This is a genomic window from Lentzea sp. NPDC058436 (assembly GCF_042721515.1).
Taxonomy (GTDB): Bacteria; Actinomycetota; Actinomycetes; order Mycobacteriales; family Pseudonocardiaceae; genus Lentzea.
This window is the reverse complement of the sequence record NZ_JBHXLF010000018.1, coordinates 101593-117509: the sequence shown is the minus strand read 5'-3', so window position 1 is coordinate 117509 and position 15917 is coordinate 101593. Positions and strand designations below refer to the sequence as shown.

The 15917-nt window shown below is 69.6% G+C and carries 14 protein-coding genes; 9 read left to right on the top strand and 5 right to left on the bottom strand.

The genetic code is table 11. The features are described from left to right. Positions 1-30 precede the first annotated feature (30 nt). Complete coding sequence (locus ACFWN2_RS37210) at positions 31-1623, bottom strand: PucR family transcriptional regulator (RefSeq protein WP_382435252.1); 1593 nt, start codon at positions 1621-1623, stop codon at positions 31-33. A gap of 107 nt (positions 1624-1730) precedes the next feature. Here ACFWN2_RS37210 and ACFWN2_RS37205 point away from each other — a divergent pair, with 107 nt between their 5' ends. Continuing rightward, complete coding sequence (locus tag ACFWN2_RS37205; protein ID WP_382435251.1) at positions 1731-3014, top strand: aspartate aminotransferase family protein; 1284 nt, start codon at positions 1731-1733, stop codon at positions 3012-3014. Then, a complete protein-coding gene (locus ACFWN2_RS37200; protein ID WP_382435250.1) occupies positions 3011-4492 on the top strand; it encodes a CoA-acylating methylmalonate-semialdehyde dehydrogenase in 1482 nt (493 codons plus the stop codon). Before ACFWN2_RS37205 ends, ACFWN2_RS37200 begins: the two co-directional genes overlap by 4 nt. Before the next feature lie 40 nt (positions 4493-4532). Here ACFWN2_RS37200 and ACFWN2_RS37195 read toward each other — a convergent pair whose 3' ends face one another. Further along, complete coding sequence (locus ACFWN2_RS37195; RefSeq protein WP_382435249.1) at positions 4533-6587, bottom strand: elongation factor G-like protein EF-G2; 2055 nt, start codon at positions 6585-6587, stop codon at positions 4533-4535. A 371-nt stretch (positions 6588-6958) separates the two neighbouring features. On the opposite strand from ACFWN2_RS37195, the gene pdxS reads away from it, so the two are divergent. After that, positions 6959-7852 (top strand): pyridoxal 5'-phosphate synthase lyase subunit PdxS, encoded by an 894-nt coding sequence (gene pdxS, locus ACFWN2_RS37190; RefSeq protein WP_382435248.1) that lies wholly within the window; start codon positions 6959-6961, stop codon positions 7850-7852. A gap of 60 nt (positions 7853-7912) precedes the next feature. Here pdxS and helR read toward each other — a convergent pair whose 3' ends face one another. After that, complete coding sequence (gene helR, locus ACFWN2_RS37185; RefSeq protein WP_382435247.1) at positions 7913-10090, bottom strand: RNA polymerase recycling motor ATPase HelR; 2178 nt, start codon at positions 10088-10090, stop codon at positions 7913-7915. Between the two features lie 178 nt (positions 10091-10268). Between helR and ACFWN2_RS37180 the strand changes: the two genes are divergently transcribed. After that, positions 10269-10880, top strand: a complete 612-nt coding sequence (locus ACFWN2_RS37180; protein WP_382435246.1) for a hypothetical protein — start codon at positions 10269-10271, stop codon at positions 10878-10880. Beyond that, entirely contained in the window at positions 10826-11086 is a 261-nt protein-coding gene (locus ACFWN2_RS37175; RefSeq protein ID WP_382435245.1) for a hypothetical protein, read from the top strand. Before ACFWN2_RS37180 ends, ACFWN2_RS37175 begins: the two co-directional genes overlap by 55 nt. Here the strand turns inward: ACFWN2_RS37175 and ACFWN2_RS37170 are convergent. Beyond that, on the bottom strand, positions 11083-11637 hold the full coding sequence (locus ACFWN2_RS37170) for a helix-turn-helix domain-containing protein (RefSeq protein ID WP_382435244.1): 555 nt from the start codon (positions 11635-11637) through the stop codon (positions 11083-11085). The two genes, ACFWN2_RS37175 and ACFWN2_RS37170, sit on opposite strands and share 4 nt — an antisense overlap. A gap of 58 nt (positions 11638-11695) precedes the next feature. On the opposite strand from ACFWN2_RS37170, the gene ACFWN2_RS37165 reads away from it, so the two are divergent. Both ACFWN2_RS37165 and ACFWN2_RS37160 read left to right on the top strand, forming a co-directional pair. Then, positions 11696-12397, top strand: coding sequence for an AzlC family ABC transporter permease (locus tag ACFWN2_RS37165; RefSeq protein WP_382435243.1), 702 nt, complete (start codon positions 11696-11698; stop codon positions 12395-12397). Next, positions 12376-12684, top strand: coding sequence for an AzlD domain-containing protein (locus ACFWN2_RS37160; RefSeq protein ID WP_382435242.1), 309 nt, complete (start codon positions 12376-12378; stop codon positions 12682-12684). The genes ACFWN2_RS37165 and ACFWN2_RS37160 overlap by 22 nt, the downstream gene beginning before the upstream one ends. Here ACFWN2_RS37160 and ACFWN2_RS37155 read toward each other — a convergent pair. Continuing rightward, on the bottom strand, positions 12681-13121 hold the full coding sequence (locus tag ACFWN2_RS37155) for an Lrp/AsnC family transcriptional regulator (RefSeq protein WP_030478062.1): 441 nt from the start codon (positions 13119-13121) through the stop codon (positions 12681-12683). The two genes, ACFWN2_RS37160 and ACFWN2_RS37155, sit on opposite strands and share 4 nt — an antisense overlap. Before the next feature lie 74 nt (positions 13122-13195). Here ACFWN2_RS37155 and ACFWN2_RS37150 point away from each other — a divergent pair, with 74 nt between their 5' ends. Beyond that, complete coding sequence (locus ACFWN2_RS37150; protein ID WP_382435241.1) at positions 13196-14383, top strand: trans-sulfuration enzyme family protein; 1188 nt, start codon at positions 13196-13198, stop codon at positions 14381-14383. A gap of 140 nt (positions 14384-14523) precedes the next feature. Beyond that, positions 14524-15858 carry an amino acid permease gene (locus ACFWN2_RS37145; protein WP_382435282.1) on the top strand — a complete coding sequence of 445 codons (1335 nt, stop codon included), beginning with the start codon at positions 14524-14526 and terminating at the stop codon, positions 15856-15858. Positions 15859-15917 lie beyond the last annotated feature (59 nt).

Here is a 15917-nt window from a genome sequence, read left to right as displayed (position 1 = left end):
TTCGCACGTCGAAAATGGGCCCGTGCGCGCTCACGGGCCCATTTCGTGCACCAGCAGGGCGACATAAAGCGAGAGCACGGACTCCGGGTCCTCCAGCGAGACGCCGAGGACCTGCTCGATCCGCCCCAGCTGCTGGTAGTAGGCCGTGCGCGACAGGTGCGCCGCCGCGGCCGCCGCCGACTTGTTGCCGCCGTTCTCGCACAGGCACCGCAGCAGCTCGACGAGCCTCGAACCCTGGGCCGCGTCCCGTGCCAGCAACGGCCCGAGCTCGCGGTCCGCGAACGCCCGCACCCGCTCGTCCTCGCGCAGCAGGTGCAGCAGGCCGCGCAGCCGCACGTCGTCAAGCCGGTGGTAGAGCTGGGATCCGGGCGCTCGCAACGCCGCCCCCGCCACGTGCGCGGCCTCGCCCAACGACCGGCGAACGTCCGAAGTGGACGTCACGGTCGTGCCGACGGCGATCACGACCTCCGACGCCGCCGTGCGGTGGATCTCACGCGCGACCTTGCGCAGAACTCCTTCCACACCAACGGTCATCGGCACCGACAGCAGCGCCCGCACCGACGTGTCGTCCACGACGCCGACCAGTGCCGCGACCGTCACCCGCCGGCCCGCCAGTGCCGTCGCCTCGGCGAGATCACGCAGGACCTCCTGCGTGGCAAGCGTTTGCCCCTGCAGCACGGACACCGGCCGGACCGCCACGCCGATGAGCTGCCGTCGTTCCAGCGGCACTCCCAGCGCCGCCGCCCGCGCGCCCAGGTCCGGTGACTGCTGCGACTGGCCGAGCAGCTGGGCCAGCAACGTCCGGTGCGTCTGGCGTTCCAGCGACTCCCGGTCGCGCGCCACGAGCCGATGCACGGCCAACGCCGACGCGGCACGTTCGGCGACCACGACGTGCCGGTGCGGGGGAGCCTCGGGCGAGACCATCACGAGCCGGCCCCAGTCCGCGCCGCGCGCGCCGACGATCGTGATCAACCAGCCGGACGCCGGGTCGTAGGCGGTCCGCTCGGTCACCGTGACGGCCCGCGAGCGCGCCGCCCAGTCGTCCAGCAGCGTCACGGGGTCGTTGCCCGCCGCGTCGTAGGCGAGCACCTCGTGGCCGAGCGTTTCCAGCACGACCGACAGCCCGGACGTCCGCGCCACCTCGCGCAGCACCTCGGACGGCTCGGCGCCCGCGACCGTGAGCGCTGTGAACGTCTCATGCACCTGTTCCGCGGCCCGCAGCTCCGCGAGCTGGGCGTCCACGATCAGCCCGACGACGGCTTCGGTCACGGCGACGTACTTGGTCTCCTCGGTGAGCGTGACCAGCGGTAACCCGTGCCGTTCGGCCTCGGTGACCAGCGCCGCGGGCACGTCGTCGCGCCACCGCCGGCCCAGTTCGACGACCAGTCCGGCGCAGCCCACCGCGGCCAGTTCCTCGACGTACCGGGCGAGGCCGGACTCGGGCAGCATCACACCGGTCGTGAGCACCAGCTCGCCGCCGCGCAGCAACGGCGCGATGTCCGCTATCTCCGCCACGTGCACCCAGCGGACCCTGCGACTGAGGCCCGCCGACCCGGCCACGAGCCGCGGTTTCCCCTGCCGGATCACCGGGAGGGCGACGACTTCGGCGACCGTCGGGTACATGGACACAACGTAATGCCAACCAGCCGATCCGGGTACAGGTTGTGCATGGCGGCAGACCGCTCGCGCCAGCAGACTCCGAGGTCAGGTGCGGAAACCCTGGAGGCGAGATGGCCCACAAGGAGCTGCTGGCACGTCACCGCGCGGTGATGCCGAAGTGGCTGGCCCTCTACTACGACGAGCCCATCGAGATCGCGAGCGCTTCCGGGCGCCGGGTGACCGACCGCGAGGGCACGACCTACCTGGACTTCTTCGCGGGCATCCTGACCAACGCCATCGGCTACGACGTCGCGGAGATCAGCGACGCGATCCGGTCGCAGCTCGACACCGGCGTGCTGCACAGCTCCACGCTCTACCTGATCAAGTCGCAGGTCGAGCTCGCGGAGAAGATCGCGGAGCTCAGCGGAATCCCGGACGCCAAGGTGTTCTTCACCAACTCCGGCACCGAGGCCAACGAGACCGCGCTGATGCTCGCCACCCAGGCGCGGCGCAGCGAGCAGGTGCTGGCGCTGCGCAACAGCTACCACGGCCGTGCGTTCGCCACGATCGCCATCACGGGCAACCGCGGCTGGTCGGCGTCCGCGCTGTCGCCGATCAAGGTCAGCTGGGTGCACGGCGGTTACCGCTACCGCTCGCCGTTCAAGACGTTCTCCGATGCCGACTACGTCAAGGCGTGCGTCGACGACCTGCGCGAGATCATCGAGACCACCACGTCCGGCGACGTCGCGTGCATGATCGCCGAGCCGATCCAGGGCGTCGGCGGCTTCACGTCCCCGCCCGACGGCCTGTTCCGCGCGTTCAAGGACGTGCTCGACGAGTACGGGATCCTGTTCATCTCCGACGAGGTGCAGACGGGCTGGGGCCGCACCGGCGAGCACTTCTGGGGCATCCAGGCGCACGACGTGGTGCCGGACGCGATGACGTTCGCCAAGGGCCTCGGCAACGGCCTGGCGATCGGCGGCGTGGTCGCGCGCGGCGACCTGATGGACACGATCAGCGCCAACTCGATCTCCACGTTCGGCGGCAACCCTGTCTCCACGGTCGGCGCGCTGGCCACCGTGAACTACCTGCTGGACCACGACCTGCAGGCCAACGCGGCCAAGCTCGGCTCGCGGCTGCTCGGCGGCCTGCGCTCGCTGGCCGAGAAGTACCCGGTGATCGGGGACGTGCGCGGCAAGGGCCTGATGGTCGGCGTCGAGTTCGTCGGCCCCGAGGGCGAACCGAGCGCCGCCGCTGCCGGGGTCGTGCTGGCCGAGGCGAAGGCGCGCGGTCTGCTGGTCGGCAAGGGCGGCCTGTACGGCAACGTGATCCGACTGGCCCCGCCGATGACCCTGACCGAGGACGAACTCGAAGAGGCTCTGGGAATCCTGGCGCAGGCGGTGGAGAAGGCGTGATCAAGCACTGGATCAACGGCAAGCCCTGGGACGACGCCCCGGAACGCCTCGGCGACGTCTACGACCCGACGACCGGCAAGGTGGCCCAGCAGGTCGCCTTCGCCTCGGTGTCCGAAGTGGACGCGGCGGTGTCCGCTGCCGCGGAAGCGTTTGCGTCCTGGCGAAACGCCTCTCTGGCGCAGCGCACGACCGTGATGTTCAAGTTCCGCGAACTGCTCAACGACCGCAAGGGCGACCTCGCGAAGATCGTCTCGGCGGAACACGGCAAGGTCGTGTCGGACGCGGGCGGCGAGATCCAGCGCGCGCTCGAATCGGTCGAGTACGCGTGCGGGATCCCGCAGCTGCTGAAGGGCGGCTTCAGCGAGAACGCGTCCACCCGCGTGGACGTCTACTCGATCCAGCAGCCCGTCGGCGTGGTCGGCGTGATCTCGCCGTTCAACTTCCCCGCCATGGTCCCGCTGTGGTTCGTGCCGACCGCAATCGCTTGCGGCAACACCGTGGTGCTGAAACCGTCCGAAAAGGACCCTTCGGCGTCGGTCTTCCTAGCCGAGCTCTTCGCCGAGGCGGGCCTGCCGGACGGCGTCCTGAACGTCGTGCACGGCGACAAGGTGGCCGTCGACCGGCTGCTCGGGCACCCGACCGTGAAGGCGATCTCGTTCGTCGGCTCCACCCCGATCGCCCGGTACGTCTACGAGACCGGCACCTCACACGGCAAGCGCGTGCAGGCGTTGGGCGGCGCCAAGAACCACATGGTCGTCCTACCTGACGCCGACCTGGACCTGGCAGCGGACGCCGCCGTCTCGGCAGGCTTCGGCTCGGCGGGGGAGCGCTGCATGGCGATCTCGGTCGTCGTCGCCGTGGGCGAGGTCGGCGACTCGCTGGTCGACCGGATCAAGTCGCGGATCGCCGAGGTGCAGGTCGGCTCCGGCGCGTCGTGCGAGATGGGGCCTCTGGTCACCGGCGTGCACCGCGACAAGGTCACGTCCTATTTGGACGCCGGCGTGGCGGAGGGAGCCGTGCTGGCGGTCGACGGCCGCGACCACCCGATCAATGGCGACGACGGCGGGTTCTGGCTCGGCCCGACGCTCTTCGACCACGTCGGCACGGACATGACGGTCTACACCGACGAGATCTTCGGCCCGGTGCTGTCGGTCGTCCGCTGCGACACCTACGAGGACGCCGTCGAGATGGTGAACTCGAACCGGTACGGCAACGGCACCGCGATCTTCACCAACGACGGGGGCGCGGCCCGCCGGTTCCAGAACGAGATCGAGGTGGGCATGGTCGGCGTGAACGTGCCGATCCCCGTGCCGGTCGCCTACTACTCGTTCGGTGGCTGGAAGGAATCGCTGTTCGGTGACGCGCACGCGTACGGGCCGCACGGCGTGCACTTCTTCACGCGGTCGAAGGTCGTCACGTCGCGGTGGCTGGATCCGTCGCACGGTGGCGTGAACCTGGGGTTCCCGCAGAACACCTAGCCGAGCGGGGCGGGTCGGCGTCGGCCCGCCCCTGCTCGCGCTACCTCGCGCGTGCCGCCAGCGCGTCCGGCAGCGGGTCGTAGCGGGAGAACCGGCGCGTGAACGTGCCGGTGCCCGACGTCAGCGACCGCAGCTCGATCGCGTACCGGAGCAGCTCCGACGACGGCACCTCGGCGCGGATCACCGTGCGCCCGCCCTCGTCGGCCTCGGTGCCGAGCACGCGGCCGCGCCGTCCGGACAGGTCGCCGAGCACGGTGCCGAGGTGCTCGTCGGGCAACCGGATCGCGAGCTCGTCCATCGGTTCCAGCAGCTGGGTGCGGGCGGCGGCCGCGGCCTCCTTCAACGCCAGCGCTCCTGCCGTCTGGAACGCGGCGTCCGACGAGTCGACCGAGTGCGCTTTGCCGTCGACCAGGGTCACCCGCACGTCCACGACCGGTGTGCCGTCGCGCAGGCCTCGTTCCAGCTGTGCGCGCACACCCTTCTCGACGGACGGGATGAACTGGTGGGGGACCGAGCCGCCGACGATCTTGTCGACGAACTCGAAGCCGGAGCCGCGGGGGAGCGGTTCGACCATGATGTCGCACACCGCGTACTGGCCGTGACCTCCAGATTGCTTGACGTGCCGGCCGTGGCCTTTCGCGGACCCCGCAAAGGTTTCGCGGAACGGCACGCGCACCGGTTCGGTGTCGATCTCCGCGCCGCCGGCTCGCAGGCGGGCCAGCACGACGTCGGCGTGCGCCTCGCCCATGCACCACAGCACCATCTGGTGCGTCTCGGCGTTGCGGTCCAGGCGGAGCGTCGGGTCGCTCGCGACGAGGCGGTTGAGGTTGCGGGCCAGGTTGTCCTCGTCGCTGCGTGTGCGTGGCACGACGGCTATGGGCAGCAACGGTTCTGGCATGTCCCACGGCGCCATGAGCAACGGCTGTTCGGGCGCGGACACGGTGTCACCGGTCTCGGCCGTGGTGAGCTTCGTGAGCGCGCACAGGTCGCCGGCCACGCAGTACGGCACCTCGCGCAGGGACGAGCCCAGCGGCGAGTAGATGTGGGCGACGCGTTCGTCCGCGTCGTGGTCCTCGTGGCCGCGGTCGGCCATGCCGTGACCGGAGACGTGCACGGGGCGTTCGGGGCGCAGTGTGCCGGAGAAGACGCGGACCAACGACACGCGGCCGACGTAGGAGTCCACTGCTGTGCGGACCACCTCGGCGACGAGTGGCCCGTCCGGGTCGGCGGCCATGCGGGGCTGCGGGATGCCCTCCACCGATGTCACGGCGGGAACCTCGTGCTCCAGCGGTGACGGGAACGCGCGCGCGATGCCGTCCAACAGCTCCGTGAGACCCATGCCGGTGGCGGCGCACACGGGCATCACGGGGTGGAACGAGCCGCGCGAGACGGCGGTCTCCAGGTCGGCGATCAGGGTGTCCTGGTCGATCTCCTCGCCCGCCAGGTAGCGGTCCATGAGGGTCTCGTCCTCGCTCTCGGCGATGATCCCCTCGATCAGCGCCGCCTGTTCGTCCGGGTAGTTCTCACCGGACGTCAACAGGCCTACCAGCGCGTCGCCCTCCTGCATGTACAACGGCACGACGCCCGCGCCGAACGCGGCCTGGCACTCGATGACCTCGTTGCCGAAGTTCGCACGGTGGTGGTCGGTGCGTGTGATGACCACGGCGCGAGGCATGCCGACGAGAGCGCACTCCTCCCACAACGCGATGGTGGCCGCATCAACGCCCTCGAAGGCGTTGACAACAAAAAGGGCCGCGTCCGCGGCCCGAAGTCCTGCCCTGAGCTCACCCACGAAGTCGACGTAGCCGGGGGTGTCGATCAGGTTGATCTTGATGTCCCCGTGCTGGATCGGGGCCACCGCGAGGCCTACCGAGCGTTGTTGTCGCACGGCGGCCGGGTCGTGGTCGCAGACCGTGGTGCCCTCGGTGACCGATCCCGCGCGGGTCAGCACGCCGGTGGCGGCGAGCAGGGCCTCGGTGAGCGTCGTCTTGCCCGCGCCGGACGGGCCCACGAGCACGACGTTGCGGACCTTGGCCGGGTCATCTACAGCGACCGCGCCTGCCGATGTGCCGTTGTCGGAGTGCTTGCTTCCCATGGCGACCTCCGTCAAGTCGTAGTGTTCGATCTCACACCCGTTGACGTTCCGGTACAACCCCGCGCAACCCGCTTGGTTGAGAGCGGTTTCGGTCAAGAAGCCGGCACGCGGGTCGCGAGGTCGCGTCGGTCGTCCGGTCAACCGCTCGTGCCGAACTCGGCGGAGCCCAGTTCGGTGCGAGCGATTCGGCCGGACGACCGACTTCCCGGCGACCGAGCCGCCGCTCCGGAGGAGCGGCAGTGAGCACGGTCACGACCTGCGGTTGATCGCCAAGTGGCCTTCTGAATCGCGGCGCCAGTGGCTTGGGCGAGGGGGCCACACCGGACGTACCGTGAATTCACCAAGACTTCCCCTCGTGAAAGGTTGCCCAGGTGAGCACTGATCAGGTCACGGGTACCGCCCGCGTCAAGCGCGGCATGGCCGAGATGCTCAAGGGTGGCGTGATCATGGACGTGGTCGACGCCACCCAGGCGAAGATCGCGGAGGACGCCGGCGCCGTCGCCGTCATGGCGCTCGAGCGCGTTCCCGCCGACATCCGCGCCCAGGGCGGCGTCGCCCGCATGAGCGACCCCGACCTGATCGACGGGATCATCGAGGCCGTCTCGATCCCGGTCATGGCGAAGGCCCGCATCGGCCACTTCGTCGAGGCCCAGGTCCTCGCGTCGCTCGGCGTCGACTACATCGACGAGTCCGAGGTGCTCACCCCGGCCGACTACGCGAACCACATCGACAAGTGGGCGTTCACCGTCCCCTTCGTCTGCGGTGCCACGAACCTGGGCGAGGCCCTGCGCCGCATCACCGAGGGCGCGGCCATGATCCGCTCCAAGGGCGAGGCCGGCACCGGTGACGTCTCGAACGCCACCACGCACATGCGCAAGATCCGCCAGGAGATCCGCCGCCTGCAGAACCTCCCCGAGGACGAGCTCTACGTCGCCGCCAAGGAGCTCCAGGCGCCGTACGAGCTGGTCAAGGAGGTCGCGCAGAACGGCAAGCTCCCCGTGGTGCTGTTCACCGCCGGCGGCATCGCGACCCCGGCCGACGCCGCGATGATGATGCAGCTCGGTGCCGAGGGCGTGTTCGTCGGTTCGGGCATCTTCAAGTCCGGCAACCCGGCCCAGCGCGCCGAGGCCATCGTGAAGGCCACCACCTTCCACGACGACCCCGACGTCATTGCCAAGGTGTCGCGCGGCCTGGGCGAGGCCATGGTCGGCATCAACGTCGAGGACGTGCCGGAGCCGCACCGCCTGGCCGAGCGCGGCTGGTAGGGAATCGTGACCGAAGGCGCATCGCTTCGTGCGGTGCGCCTTCGGTCGTAACCGGCCGAATCAGCCCGTTGTGCGCACCGTCTCGACCAGGCCGGACAGCGCGGCCGGCAGCGGGTCGTGGTGCAGCACGCCGAGCCGTTGTGTGGCACGGGTCAGCGCCACGTACAGCTCCGCCGCGCCCCTCGGTCCGTCGGCCAGGATCCGTTCCGGCGCCACGACGAGCACCGAGTCGTACTCCAGGCCCTTGGTCTCCGCGGCGGGCACGGTGCCGGGCACGCCGGGCGGGCCGATCACGACGCTGGTGCCTTCGAGGTCGGCCTCCAGCTTGGTGAACTCGTCGAGGGCGGCCGGCAGCTCGTCCTCGGTCAGCTGCCGTGCCCACGGCTGGACACCGTTGGCGCGCACCGACTCCGGGGCCACGACGTCCGGTGCGAACTCTGCTAGCACCTGGGCGGCGACGGCCATGATCTCGGCCGGCGTGCGGTAGTTGACCGTCAGGGAGCGGTACTCCCAGCGGCCCGGCACGTACGGGTCGAGCATCTGGCCCCACGAGGTGGCGCCCGCCGCGGCACGGCGCTGCGCCAGATCGCCCACCACCGTGAAGGAACGGCCGGGGCAGCGGCGCATCAGCACTCGCCAGTCCATTTCGGACAGTTCCTGCGCCTCGTCCACCACCACGTGCCGGTAGGTCCAGGCGCGGTCGGCCATCGCCCGCTCGACGAGCGTGCGCTGGTCGTGGTCCTCGAAGCGCTCGGCCAGATCGTTGGCCTCCAGCATGTCCGAGGCGAAGAGGTGGTCCTCGTCGTCCATGTGGTCGAAGCGGCCGACCATGCTGTCGAGCACCTCGGCCGCGTACCGGGCCTCGGAGGCGCGTTCGGCCGCCGCGGCCTGGTCCTCGGCCTGCTCGGTGCCGTCCTTGCCCAGCAGGTCGTGCAGCTCGTCGAGCAGCGGCACGTCCGAGACGGTCCACGCCTCGCCTTCGGTGCGGTGCAGCGACGGGTCCGCGCCTGCCGCCGCGAGCTGCTCCGGCGACGAGTACAGCGCGCCCAGCAGCTCGAACGGCGTCATGATCGGCCACAGGGCGTCGAGCGCCGCGATGAACGCGTCGTCGTCGTCCAGGTCCTTGACCAGGCCGGAGCGCATGTCCTCCCAGGCCTGCTTGTCGGACCGGTTCATCCAGCCCTTGCCGATGCGGCCGATGGCGCGCTCGGTCAGGACGTACGTGACGATCTCGCGGAACACCGCGCGGGCCTCGTTGTGCGGCAGGCCGCTGTCGCGCGCCTCCTGCCGGGCCCACTCGGCGACGTCCGGTCCTACGTGGACGACGACGTCCTTCATCCCGATCGGGATCGGGTCCTCCGGAACGCGCTGACGGGCCGCGACGGCCGCCTTCAGCACGTCGACCATCGCGCGCGAACCCTTGAGCCGCGCGACGTCCGGGGTGTCCTCGGCGGTCGCGAGCAGACCGGGCAGCAGGCTGCCGGCGGTCGAGAACACGACGTCCGACTCGCCCAGCGACGGCAGCACGCGGCCGATGTGGTTCAAGAACGCCGGGTTCGGGCCGACGACGAGAACGCCGTGCCGCTCCATGCGCTCTCGTTGCGTGTACATCAGATAGGCGACGCGGTGCAGCGCCACGACCGTCTTGCCGGTGCCGGGACCGCCCTCGATCACCAGCACGCCGGGGTGGTCGAGCCGGATGATCGCGTCCTGTTCGGACTGGATGGTCGCCACGATGTCGCGCATGCCCGCGCCGCGCGGCGCGTTCAGCGCCTCCAGCAGGGCCACGTCGCCCCGCTCCTCGCCGAGCTTGCCGAACACCTCGTCGGTGAACCCGGCCACGTCGCGGCGGCGGGTGAGGAACTGGCGGCGCCGGCGCATGCCCTCGGGGGTCGCGCCGGTGGCGGTGTAGAACGGCCGCGCCGCCGGTGCACGCCAGTCCAGCAGCAACGGCTCGAAGTCGTCGAACTCGTCGAACAGGCCGATCCTGCCGATGTAGGAGACGTCCCCACCGGCGCTGTCCAGGCGGCCGAAGCACAGGCCGTAGTCGGCCACGTTCAGGCGCTTCATCTCGCGGTGCCGGGCGCGCACCTCGTTGTCGCGTTCCATCGCGGTCTCGCCGGTGCCACCCAGCGCGGACTGGTACGCGGCCTTCACGCGCGCGCGTTCGCCATCAAGCCGTGCGTAGAGACCGGCCACGTAGTCGCGCTCGGACTGCAGTTCTTCTTCGTAACCCACGTGCTCCCCAGTGCGCCTGGTTTTGTTGCTTGAGGCGATGAGTGTGAACGATGGACGGGGTCTTGTGGCAAGGCCCCCTCTCTGCTATACGTTTGAATGGAAGAACGGGCCGGTCGCACGCGCGACCCGGCCCGTTTTTCGTTGGCGCGGACGAGGCGTCGCTGGTCATCATGGCCAGGTGAACGTGCCTTTCCGCTGGGACCTCGTGAAGCCCGACCGGCTCGGGTCGCTGCTCGACGGCGTCGCGATCCCCGAGGTGACCTACCTCGCAGAGCTGTCCCGGTGCGCGGGCAAGGTGCTCGCCCGCAGCGGTGACGGCGACCTGGTCTTCGTGGGACGGTCGCTCGACTCGATGTTCGACCTGCTCGGCGGCGCGCTGGAGGGAACGGGCCGCGGTCTCGCCAGGCTGCCGCTGTCGTTGCGGGGACCGTTCACGCGGCTCGAAGTCCTGGCGGCGCGGGAAGCGGCGGAGAACCTCGGGATCACACCGCACGCGCTCGCGCGGCGCACGCGGCCGGTGACGTTCGTCGACGTGGTGTCCTCGGGCTCGACGTTCGGGCAGCTGTTCACCCTGCTGGACGACTGGACCGCCGAGGAACGGGAGACGTGGCCCGCGATCCGGCTGAAGCTCCGCTTCGTGGGGATCACGAGCGAGCGGGACCCACCCCGAAGAAGTGGCGCTGGCAGCAGCACGCCGACTGGACGCGCCGCCTGCCGGCGTCGTCCGTGGTCAACGTGTCGCTCCACCCGTACGTCTGGTCGTACTTCGGTGACCACCAGGTCAAGCTGACGCGTTCGCACCCGCCTAAGCGCTGGGTGAGCGGTCCTCTGGAGACCAAGCGGGACGAACGCACCCGCGAGGCGCTCGCGGAGGCCGTGAAACTCGTGGAACTGGGTCGCACCGAGGAGGTCCGGCGGATGATCGCCCGCGCCATCCAGGGCGAACCCGCGCTCGCCGAGCCGTGGCTGCGCACCCTGCACAGCCGCCTCAGCTAGACCGTGTGCTCCATGACCATCATCGCCGTCGTGCCCGGCTCCAGCGCCTTGCAGACGTGCGGCAGGTCGCCCGGATACACGATGTAGTCGCCCGGTCCGAGCTCGATCGGGTCGTCGGCGAGCCCCGCGAGGCACCGGCCGGACGCCACGATCATGTGCTCGACGCTGCCCGGCACGTGCGGCAGCGACTCGCGGGCGCCGCCCGGTTCGAGGGCCAGCCAGTAGATGTCGTGCTTGGTGCCAGGACGGCACGCGGCCAGCAGCGTCGCGGAGTAGTGCGCGCGCTCGGAGTGGATGACGGGGCCCTCACCCGCGCGGATCACCTGCACGCGCGGCACGGCGGGTTCGACGAGCTGGCTGAACGGGACGCCGAGCGCCACGCCGAGTGCCCACAGGGTCTCCACGCTGGGGTTTCCCGAGCCGGACTCCAGCTGGGAGAGCGTCGACTTCGCGACGCCGGCCTTCTTGGCGACCTCGGACAGCGACATGCCGGTGCGATCGCGCTCACGCCGGAGGTTGGCCGCGATGAGGTCGAGTGGTGCGTTCGACACAGAAGTCCATCCGTTCGTCTTGACGAACACCGATCCCAGGTGTTCATCTTAATGGGTGGTGCGTTCGATTTGGCGAACTCTTGATGCTGTGCTCCTGCGTGACGTCGCCGCAGTGGCACTGGGGGCCGCGGTGACCGGTGCGAGCTTCGGCGCGATCTCCGTCGGCTCCGGCCTGCCGTGGTGGATGCCGGTGCTGATGTCGCTGGTGATCTTCGCGGGTGGCTCGCAGTTCATGGCTGTAGGTGTTGTCGCCGCAGGTGGCAGCCCTGCGGCCGCCGTGCTGGCCGGTCTGGTGCTCAACGCGCGGCACCTGCCGTTCGGTCTCGCGGTCGGGGACGTGCTCGGCAAGAGCCCGCTCGCCAGGATCGTCGGCAGCCACCTGCTGATCGACGAGTCGACGGCGTTCGCGATGGCGCAGAGGGATCCCGCGAGAGCGCGTGCGGCCTACTGGGCGTGTGGCGTGTCGTTGTTCTTCAGCTGGAACACGGGCGTGCTCATCGGTGCGCTCGTGGGGCAGGCGATCGGCGACCCGATGACTTTCGGCCTGGACGCGGCGTTCCCGGCGGCGCTGCTGGCCCTCACACTCCCGGCGCTGAAGGACGCGGCGACGCGCAACGCGGCGCTGACCGGTGCGGCGATCGCGCTCGCGACGACGCCGTTCCTGCCCGCCGGTGTGCCCGTGCTGCTCGCGCTGGCCGGCCTTTTCGCTTTCCGCACCACGAAGAAGAAGGAGGAGCCGTGCCCGTCACCGCAGTCCTGATCCTGGCCGCCGGCACCTTCGCCATCCGGTTCGCCGGACCGTTGCTGCGCGACCGAGTCACTCTGCCCGAGAAAGTCCGCGAACTGCTGTCCGCCTCCGCCACGGTGTTGCTGCTCGCTCTGGTGGCCGTCTCGGCGTTGACGAACGGCAAGCAGTTCGGCGGATGGGCGCTCGCGATCGGCGTCGCCGTGGGCGGACTCGCGGCGTGGCGCAAACTGCCTTTTGTCGCAATTATTGTCGTGGCCGCGGCGACGACCGCGGGACTGAGGTTCCTCGGCGTGGCCTAATGCTTTCTGACGTGGGAGAAAAGGAGGTTCGTGTGAACCTCCGTCACCTCCCGGCGGCTCGTGAACTTGTCGAGCACGAGCCGTTGGAGATGGCCGACGTCGGACACGGCCACGTGCACCAGGAAATCCTCCGGACCCGTCACGTGGGAGAGCGCGAGCGTTTCGGGGAGCGACAGCACGTAGGCCATGAACGGGTCGACGATCTCCTTGGTGTGCGGGCGGATCTTCACCGCGAGCATCGCCTGCACGTGCTGCCCGACGGCGCCGGGATCGATCTCGGCGTGGTAGCCGGTGATCACGCCGCGCTCCCGCAACGCCCGGTGCCGCACGACCGCCGTCGACTGCGCGACGTTGACGCGTTCGGCCAGGTCCTTGTTCTGCAGCCGCGCGTCCTTCCGCAGCTCCCGCACGATGGCCTCGTCGATCGAATCCAGCACGGCTCTTCTCCGTTCCACCGAATCGCCTGCGGTGTTGTGCCCATCCTGCCGAGGAAGTCTCCACCATTCGGGCCATGACGCGCATCGAGACCATCGCAGTGCACGGCGGCCGCGACGACCTCGCGGAGCTCGGCGTGCACGCTCCTCCCATCGACCTGTCCACCACCTACCCCGTGCCCGACCAGGCGCTCGGCGGGGAGGCGCTGGGGGACTGGGCCACCGGCGCCGCGCGGGCCACCTCGCCCGTCTACGCGCGGCTGCACAACCCGACGGTGGCCCGTTTCGAGCAGGCGCTCGCGGCTCTTGAGCACACCGAGACGTCCGTCGCGTTCGGCAGCGGCATGGCCGCGGTGACCGCCGTCGTCCAGGCCGCCTGCGTGATGGCCGGAAAACCGCACGTCGTGGCCGTGCGGCCGCTGTACGGCGGCACCGACCACCTGCTGTCGTCCGGTCTCCTGGGCGTCACGACCACGTACGTCGAGGCGGGCCTGGTGGCCTCCGCGATCCGGCCGGACACCGGGCTCGTCGTCGTCGAGACCCCGGCGAACCCCAACCTCGACCTCGTCGACATCGAGCACGTCGTGCGCCAGGCCGGTGCCGTGCCGGTCATGGTCGACAACACCTTCGCGACGCCGATCCTGCAGAACCCGGCGCTGCACGGCGCCTCGTACGTCCTGCACTCCGGCACCAAGTACCTGGGCGGGCACGGCGACGTCCTGGGCGGCGTGGTGGCCTGCTCCGAGGAGCTCGCGGCGGCGTTGCGGCAGGTCAGGATCATCACGGGCGCCGTGCTGCACCCGTTGGGCGGCTACCTGCTGCACCGCGGCCTGGCCACGCTGCCGTTGCGCGTCGAGGCGGCCTCCCGGTCGGCCGCGGTGCTGGCCTCGCGGCTGGCCGAGCACGACGCCGTGGAGTTCGTGCGCTACCCGTCCATGTCACGGCAGATGCGCGGTACAGGCGCGATGATCGCGTTCGGTGTGCACGGCGATCCCGTCGAAGTCGTGCGCCGTCTCCGTCTCATCACGCCCGCCGTCTCATTGGGTTCCGTCGACACGTTGATTGAGCATCCCTCGGCTTTGACGCATCGCCTGGTTCCGGGAGAAGAACTGCGGGCATCCGGCGTTCCGGACAATTTGCTGCGCATTTCCGTGGGCCTGGAGCACGTCGAAGACATTTGGGATGACCTAAACGCAGCGCTGTGTGACGTCGCTTACGTTAAGTCTTCCCCAGGTGATTTCTTGGTGATGACGGCCACTCGCTAGGGTTCCCCGCATTCAGCGCGTCGGGGCGCGGGAGGTTCCGACGCGAGCATTTTTCCGTTTTCGGAAGGAACCTCCTCGTGAGTTCTGTGGAAACTGATGCGGACGGCTACACCAAGGCGCTGAGCAAGCGTCAGGTGCAGATGATCGCAATCGGTGGCGCGATCGGCGTCGGCCTCTTTCTCGGTGCGGGCGGACGTCTCGCCACAGCGGGGCCGTCGCTGATCCTGTCGTACGCGGTGTGCGGTCTCGCGGCGTTCTTCGTCATGCGCGCGCTGGGCGAACTGGTGCTGCATCGCCCCGTGTCGGGCAGCTTCGTCGAGTACGCCCGCGAGTTCATCGGCCCGTGGGCCGGCTTCACGTCGGGCTGGCTCTACTGGCTGAACTGGGCGATGACGGGCATCGCCGAGATCACCGCCATCGCGATCTACATGCACAAGTGGTTCCCGGACCTGCCGCAGTGGATCACCGCTCTCGTGGCGCTGGTGGTCCTCGTGGCCATCAACCTGCTGTCGGTGAAGCTCTTCGGTGAGCTGGAGTTCTGGTTCTCCGTCATCAAGGTGACTGCAATCGTCGTGTTCCTGGTGGTGGGCGCCGGCCTGGTCATCGGCAACGCGGACATCGGCGGAACGACGGCCTCGGTCTCGAACACCCTCGGCCACGGCGGCCTGTTCCCGGCGGGCGTCGGCATCGCCCTCATGACGTTGCAGGCCGTCGTCTTCGCCTACGCCGCCATCGAGCTCGTCGGCATCGCCGCAGGTGAGACCAAGGACCCCGAGAAGGTCATGCCGCGCGCCATCAACGGCGTTGTGTACCGCATCGCGATCTTCTACGTCGGTTCGGTGCTGCTGCTGACGATGTTGTTGCCGTGGGACCACTTCACCGGCACCGAGTCGCCGTTCGTGACCGTGTTCTCGGCGCTGGGCATCCCGGTGGTCGGCGACATCATGAACGCCGTCGTGCTGACCGCCGCGCTGTCCTCCTGCAACTCCGGTCTCTACTCGACCGGCCGCATCCTGAGGTCGCTGGCGCAGAAGGGCGAGGCGCCCGCGGTCACCGGCCGGATGAACTCCCGGCACGTGCCGTACGGCGGCATCCTGTTCACCGGTGTCGCGTACCTCTTCGGCGTGGTGCTCAACTACATCGTGCCGAAGGAGGCGTTCGACATCGCGATCGCCGTGGCGTCGCTGGGTGTCGTGTCGACCTGGGCCACGTTGATCATCTGCCAGCTGCGACTGCGCAAGAAGGCCATGGCCGGTGAGATCCAGCGGCCCTCTTATCGGATGCCGGGCGCCCCTTACACCTCGTACGGCACGCTGGCGTTCCTCGCACTGGTGATCGGGCAGATGGCGTTCGCGGGAACGGCCGAGAAGATCGCGTTCTGGTCGATTCCGGTGCTCGCACTCGTGTTGTTCCTCGGATGGCGTTTCGTGAAGTCGCGTGAGGCGCAGCAGAACGAGCTCGTCAGCGTCGACTGACCTGCCCGTCTCGAATGGCCTCCTCGTCCCAGGACGGGGAGGCCTTTTCGTACCCCCTA

Bases quoted from the DNA above. Each gene is read 5' to 3' on its own strand.
- ACFWN2_RS37210 (WP_382435252.1), bottom strand. From the start codon at position 1,623: ATGTACCCGACGGTCGCCGAAGTCGTCGCCCTCCCGGTGATCCGGCAG.
- ACFWN2_RS37205 (WP_382435251.1), top strand. From the start codon at position 1,731: ATGGCCCACAAGGAGCTGCTGGCACGTCACCGCGCGGTGATGCCGAAG.
- ACFWN2_RS37195 (WP_382435249.1), bottom strand. From the start codon at position 6,587: ATGGGAAGCAAGCACTCCGACAACGGCACATCGGCAGGCGCGGTCGCT.
- ACFWN2_RS37145 (WP_382435282.1), top strand. From the start codon at position 14,524: ATGATCGCAATCGGTGGCGCGATCGGCGTCGGCCTCTTTCTCGGTGCG.
- ACFWN2_RS37150 (WP_382435241.1), top strand. From the start codon at position 13,196: ATGACGCGCATCGAGACCATCGCAGTGCACGGCGGCCGCGACGACCTC.